Source organism: Nonomuraea sp. NPDC059007 (assembly GCF_042740555.1).
Classification (GTDB): Bacteria; Actinomycetota; Actinomycetes; order Streptosporangiales; family Streptosporangiaceae; genus Nonomuraea.
Window position 1 is genome coordinate 1 of sequence record NZ_JBHYJD010000079.1, and the last position, 6,404, is coordinate 6,404.

The window sequence follows — 6,404 nt, forward strand, 5'->3', positions numbered from 1 at the left end:
CGATGCGCACTCTGCCGTCGCGGCCGGTGACCTCGGAGGTCACGTACGCGGGCTTGCCGACCAGCGCCTCCACGCCGAAGCGCTTGAGCTGGGGCGGTTGTAGCCGACGGAGCACGATCGGACGGAGCACGAGCAGACCAGCCGACGAGGACAGACCGAAGACCACCAACTGCAGAGGCACAGGCAGCCCCAGGGCGGCAGTAGCCGCGGCCAACAATGCCGCGGCGCCGAGCACGCCGAGCGCCGCGGTGAGAACGAAGATCTCAGCCACCCCGAGTATGACCGCGAGGACGACCCAGATGACCCATGCATCCATGTACCGGTCCTCCTTGGGTGGAGCGAGCGTGCGGCAGATCCTTCCACCTGTTGCTTCGGCTAAGGATCTTCGGGAGCCCTATGGTGCGGCTCCGGTTGGTGAGTCCAGGGTGAACTGCTCTGCGTGGTATCTCATACAGAGGAGCGCCGAGCAACACTTCCCCACGCAGGTGGCCCGAAGTCCGACGCATCGTCCGGACGGCAGCGATCGCCGCCGGTAAGGGTGACATCAGCATGACGTACGCGGGCAGTGACCGCCGTTCCCACTTCATGACCATGGCGCCGGGGATGGTGACGCTCTCGCCCAGCGTAGGCGGGCCTTAGTCGTCTACTTGCGTACTCGACGGCATCGCGTGCAAGTGCAGTCATATGTGCCTCCCAACTGATGGGCGAGTACATTTCGCCGACCAGTCTTCCCGGCACACCAATTTCACTATATCGCGCATTCTCAATCTTGCTGCGTGCTCGCGCCCCTGAGGACTCCGCCCCGGAGTCCACTCTTCTGTTCGTCTTGCGAGGTGTGTTGTCAGAGTGACGATGGCGTGCCGGGAAGACTGGTCGGCGAAACACTGGAGACTTGCCCCTTTGGAGGACGGCAGCGATCTCCTGCCAGGTGGCGCCCGCAGCTCGGTCTGTGGCGACGGCTGCGGCCAGGGTGGTGCGGGCCTGGCTAAGAGGTCCTAACAAAATGATCTAGACCCGTGTCCGGTCGCGACGCCCACTTGCTGCAGGGATCACCTACTGGCGTCGTCTCTTCGGCTGATCTAACGTGACTGGCTATGGTCAGGGCCTGGTGGGTGCTCGGCGTGGTCATGGTGGTGAGCGGCGTTGCGCTCGGCTTCTTCTTCCCCAACCCTTGGGGCTGGGACGGCCACAGTTCACTGACCTGTGGAAGCGCCTTTCTCGGCGATGGCTATCAACCAAGTGACCCCCGGTGCCCAACTCGCCGGTTGCTATCAGGGGGCCTTGCAGCGTTCCTCATCCTCGCAGGCGCGATCCTGGCCTGGACAAACTTCCGAGCACGGCATCGGGCAGTGAGGACTGGCCTCTAGCCCCCTTGGCAGGAAGATCAGCGGACAAGACGTCGCCAGCAGATGATCGCGGCGGCGAGGGTCATGAAGGCCTCGTGGATGTCGTCGCGGATCTCCCAGCGGATGCGCAGGCGGCGGAACCAGTGCAGCAGCGCGATCGTCTGCTCGATTACCCACCGGTGGACGCCCAAGCCGGAGCCGTGTTCGGTACCCCGGCGGGCGATGACCGGCTTGACGCCGGTGGCCCAGACCAGCCGCCGGTACGTGTCGTGGTCGTATCCCTGGTCGGCGTACAGCACCTTGGGGCGTCGGCGGGGTCGGCCGCGCCGCCCGCGCACCGGTGGGATCGACCGCAGCAGCGGCATGACCTGGGTAACGTCGTTGCGGTTGCCGCCGGTCAAGCTGAGGGCCAGGGGGATGCCGTTGCCGTCGGCGATGACGTGGTGCTTGGAGCTCGTCTTGGCGCGGTCGACCGGGCTCGGACCGATTTTGGGCCGCCCCTCAGCGCCCGGACGTGGGAACTGTCGATCACCGCCTTGGACCAGTCCAGCCGACCGGCGGCGTGCAACTCCGCCAGCAGCAGTTCGTGCGGCTTCTGCCACACCCCGGCGACATGCCAGTCCCGCAACCGGCGCCAGCAGGTCATCCCCGAACCGAATCCCAGCTCATGCGGCAGGAACTCCCAGGCGATCCCGGTGTAGAGCACGAACAAGATGCCCGACAGCACCTTGCGGTCGTCAAGACGCCTACGCCCGGGGTGATCAGCCCGGCGGGGCACCACCGGCAACAGCGGCTGGATCCGCGCCCACAACTCATCCGGCACGATCCACAGCGGCTGAGTGCCCTTCTTCACACCGTGATCAACTTCGAGACGATCACCAGTATTCCTAGATCATTTTGTTAGTAGTTCTAAGCATAGGCAGGGCGGCGGCGGTGTAGCCGGCGATGGGGCCTTTGGTCCAGCCGGTCTGCTGAGTGGGGTTGGCGAGGTCTTCTTCGCGCAGGCCGAGCACGAGTTGGTGGGTGGTGTGGGCCAGGCGTTCAGTTTGCTGGCGTAGGTGCCGCCGTCTGTGGCGGGTGTCGCTTTGGCGTTGGTGGCGTTGATCGACAGGGTGCCAGCGCTGGTCCCGGTGGCGGTGGAAGGCCCATCGGCAGACGTCGCTGCAATAGGCGCGGGGTCGTCCGCCGCGGGCGGAGGGTTCGGGTAGGGGGCTGCCGCACTGACGGCAGGTCTGGGGGACGGACATGGCGCGAGCTCCCTGGTCGGGGGTTTCGTGGCCGCAGGGATGCGGCTGCGGATGTCTCGTTTCCAGGGTTTCGAGGCGACATGATCCGCAAACCTGCGGGTATCGAGGCTGGGCTCCGGCCGTGGCGTTGACCGTGGGTCATGAGGTCCGGAAGATCAGTTGTCCTGGTTTGTCGTGGTCGGCGTGGTGGTCGCAATGTGACCACGCAGCGGTTCTCCAAGCTGTTGTCTGGTCGTCAGGTCCCACATGCGCAGCGTCTGATCGTCGCTGCCGGAGACAGCGACGGGCCGGCCGTTCAACTGGGTGACGGTGAGCGCCGTGACCGCTCTGTCGTGCCCGGCCAGTGGCTCGCCGATCTGCTTTCTGTCGGCCAGGTCCCAGAGCCGGATCGTATTATCCACTCCGCCGGAGACGATGACGGGACGGCCGTTCACCACACTGATCGCAGCGGGGCTGCCGGCGCGCTCGTTGCCGGTCAGGGGGTCTCCGATCTGTTTTGCCGTCAGCGGGTCCCATATCCGGATTGTGGCGTCCCAGCCGCCGGACACGATGACCGGCCGCCCGTTCACCTGGCCGACCGCCACCGAGACGACATTGCTTTCATGACCGGTGAAGGGCTCGCCGATCTGCTTGCCTGTCTGGAGGTCCCATATCCGCACTGTGCCGTCACGACCGCCGGACACGATGATCGGCCGGCCATTCAGTTCAGTCACTACGACCGAGGCGATGAGCCCGCTGCGGTCACCCAGCGGTTTTCCGATCTGTTTCCGGGTGGTTAGGTCCCACACTCTGATGGTGGCGTCGTTGCTGGCGGAAACGACGACCGGGCGGCCGTTCACCTGGCCGAACGCCACCGAGACGACACTGCGCTCGTGGCCGGTCAGCGGGTCTCCGATCTGTTTTGCCGTCAGCGGGTCCCATATCCGGATTGTGGCGTCCCAGCCGCCGGACACGATGACCGGCCGCCCGTTCAGCTCGCCGAACGCCACCGCGAAGATGGCGCGTTCACGGCCGCTGAGCGGTAGCCCGTCCAGTTCCTCTGCCGCGAAGTCTCCGATCTGTCTCTTCGTGATCAAGTCCCAGATCCGGACCGTGGCATCTCTCCCGGCGGAAACGGCAATCAGCCGTCCGTCCACCTGGCCGATCGACACATTGAGCACACCACCGGCGTGGCTGACCACCGCTGGAGCGGCATTGATCATCCGGATGAGAGGGATCAGGAGGGCCGCGATGAGTATGCCCGCAGCGACCAGCACGTGATGACGGCGGACAAGCGCCTTCGGCCGCTCTGCCGGCGGCCTAGCCGCGGCAACGACTACAGAGCCCTCATCGGTATGCTCCGGTGACGAACCCAGGCCAGACCTATCAGCACGAGTCACGGTTCGCTGTCTCCTCGGTTCCTATCGTTCCTCTCACCCCACGATCGGAGCATCCGCTCACCCCACGATCGGAGCATCCGCGCGGGGGTGCAAAGGCAATACTTCATGATCAGCCTGTCACAATTGGCCCGTTACCTGCCACCAGCAGCGCCTTGGCCTTGATGCACCTATATGCGCTGGGGACTCCGCGAAGGTATGGGCAGCGGTCTGCAAGTCGCAGCCGCGGCCGTGGGGGCTTCAGGACCCGATGGTGTCTGCTTCAGGCTGCGGCTTTGACCGTGGTCCAGGAGGAGGCCGCGTTACGGAGACGGCTCAGGCGCCGGCCCCATCTGAATGATCGCCGACCACCACCATGAGTTCGCTGACCTGGGGGAGCCGCTCATGATCGGGAGATCCCCTCCCGCCGGCGTTCCTTGGGCCAGCGCGAGGCCACCCACCGGCGATCCAGCAGCGTCGACACCTCCACATCGACGTCCTGGGCGTACTGGGCCAGAGCATCACGCGTCCCCGGCGGCTCGTCCGTCGGCCCGCCCCGCCACCAGCCGTGCGGATTCATCGGCGCGATCCGCTGGGCCGGTTCTATCCGCTCGAGGATCGGGTGAGCCTGCTCAAAGACCCCGATCCCGAGGCTGCGTTGGAAGGGCTGCGCCAGGATCTGATCCAGCATGCCAGCGCGCCCTTGCGCGATGACGCTGCGATGCTCTTGCTGCGCAACCACGTGGCCGCCACCGGCAGCGCCTGTTCATGTTTCTACGATCATTGATACGTTAGTGACAGGTGTGCCGGGAAGCCTGGTCGGCGGTCTCTATTGTCGATCATGGAGGGCTTCCATGCGCGCGCGTGATCTGCTGTCCCCCTTTCCCACCGTTGCCCTCGATACGCCGGTGATCGAGGCTGCCCGGCTCCTGGCCGAGCAGAGCCTTCCGGGGCTCATCGTGGTTGATGAGCATGGCCTGCCTTCGAGCATCCTGCCGGGATCTCAGGTGCTGCGCCTTGCCGTACCCGCCTACTGTCAGGACGACCCCGCGCTCGCCCGCGTCATCGACGAGGCCCACGCCGACCAGCTCCTGCGATCGCTGACGGCTCGAACAGTGCGTGAGGCCATGCCGGCCAACCCCCGCGAGCTACCCGTCACCGACCCCGACGCGACGGCGCTGGAGCTGGCCGCGCTCATGGCACGCACCCACAGCCCACTGGTCGCCGTGGTGGGCGACGGCCGGTTGCTGGGGGCGATCACGCTACAGAAGCTGCTCGACAGGCTGATGGCCGCATGACCGTCACCGCATGGCTGGCGGTGGCCGTCTTCCTCTGCGCCTATGCCCTGATCGCCACTGAGAAGATCCACCGCGTCGCCGCAGCATTGGGCGGGGCGGGGATCATGCTGCTGATCCACGCCACCAACGCCGAATCCGCCTTCTTCGCCGAGTCGACCGGCATCGACTGGAATGTCATCTTCCTGCTGCTCGGCATGATGATCATCGTGGGGGTTCTCAAACAGACCGGAATCTTCGAGTATCTGGCGATCTGGGCGGCCAAACGCGCCAGAGGGCGCCCCTACCGGCTGATGGTGCTCCTGGTCGTCATCACCGCGATCGCATCGGCGCTGCTGGACAACGTGACGACGGTGCTGCTGATCGCGCCGGTGACGTTCCTGGTGTGTGAACGGCTGGCGCTGCCGGTCGCCCCCTTCCTGATCGCCGAGGCGATGGCCTCCAACATCGGTGGTGCGGCCACGCTGGTGGGCGACCCGCCGAACATCATCATCGCCAGCCGGGCGGGGCTGTCGTTCAACGACTTCCTGGTCCACATGGCGCCCCTGGTCATCGTGCTGATGGCGGTCTACATCGGGTTGTGCCGGATCCTGTTCCGCAGATTCTTTGTCTACGACCCGGAGCGGGCCGCGCAGATCATGACGTTGAACGAGCGGGAGGCCATCAAGGACCGGCGGCTGCTGTGGCAGTCGCTGGCGGTCCTGGCTCTGGTGATGGCCGCTTTCGTGCTGCATCCAGTGCTGCACTACGAGCCGTCGGTCGTGGCGGTCCTGGGCGCGGGCATTTTGGTGGCGGCGACCAAGGTCACCACCGAGGAGGCGATCAGCGAGGTTGAGTGGCCCACTCTGGTGTTCTTCGCTGGGCTGTTCGTGATGGTCGGCGCGCTGGTGAACACCGGCGTGATCGGGCAGATCTCCGCAGCGGCCGCCGAGGCGACGCAAGGTCAGCTCGGGCTCACGACGATGGGGTTGCTGTGGGCCTCGGCTGGGTTGTCGGCGATCGTGGACAACATCCCGTACGTGGCCACGATGAGCCCCATCGTGGCCGACCTGGTGGCGGCCAACGGCGGTGACGGCTCGGCGCAGGTGTTGTGGTGGGCGTTGGGGGTTGGGGCCCCCCACGGCGGGGCAGCCACCCCCCGCGGGGCGCCCGCCCCCGAGG

At 66.1% G+C, this 6,404-nt stretch carries 6 protein-coding genes; 2 read left to right on the forward strand and 4 right to left on the reverse strand.

All coding sequences use genetic code 11. The features are described from left to right. The 4 genes from ACFWY5_RS54720 to ACFWY5_RS54735 form a co-directional block, all read right to left on the reverse strand. A partial coding sequence (locus tag ACFWY5_RS54720; protein ID WP_379639878.1) for an NfeD family protein occupies window positions 1–316 on the reverse strand: 316 nt, incomplete at its 3' end. Window positions 317–1,384: 1,068 nt separating this feature from the next. Continuing rightward, window positions 1,385–2,178, reverse strand: a protein-coding gene (locus ACFWY5_RS54725) for an IS5 family transposase (protein WP_379639920.1) whose coding sequence is annotated in 2 segments (ribosomal slippage) — window positions 1,385–1,839 and window positions 1,839–2,178 — 795 coding nt in all. Because the reading frame shifts where the segments join, the coding sequence is not laid out codon by codon here. Window positions 2,179–2,748: 570 nt separating this feature from the next. Beyond that, window positions 2,749–3,849, reverse strand: coding sequence for a WD40 repeat domain-containing protein (locus ACFWY5_RS54730; RefSeq protein ID WP_379639879.1), 1,101 nt, complete (start codon window positions 3,847–3,849; stop codon window positions 2,749–2,751). Window positions 3,850–4,351: 502 nt separating this feature from the next. Further along, entirely contained in the window at window positions 4,352–4,639 is a 288-nt protein-coding gene (locus tag ACFWY5_RS54735) for a hypothetical protein (RefSeq protein WP_379639881.1), read from the reverse strand. 163 nt (window positions 4,640–4,802) lie between these two features. Between ACFWY5_RS54735 and ACFWY5_RS54740 the strand changes: the two genes are divergently transcribed. Then, window positions 4,803–5,246 carry a CBS domain-containing protein gene (locus ACFWY5_RS54740; protein WP_379639882.1) on the forward strand — a complete coding sequence of 148 codons (444 nt, stop codon included), beginning with the start codon at window positions 4,803–4,805 and terminating at the stop codon, window positions 5,244–5,246. Next, window positions 5,243–6,404: ArsB/NhaD family transporter (locus ACFWY5_RS54745; protein ID WP_379639883.1), on the forward strand; the 1,162-nt coding region annotated here is incomplete at its 3' end. The genes ACFWY5_RS54740 and ACFWY5_RS54745, both read left to right, overlap by 4 nt.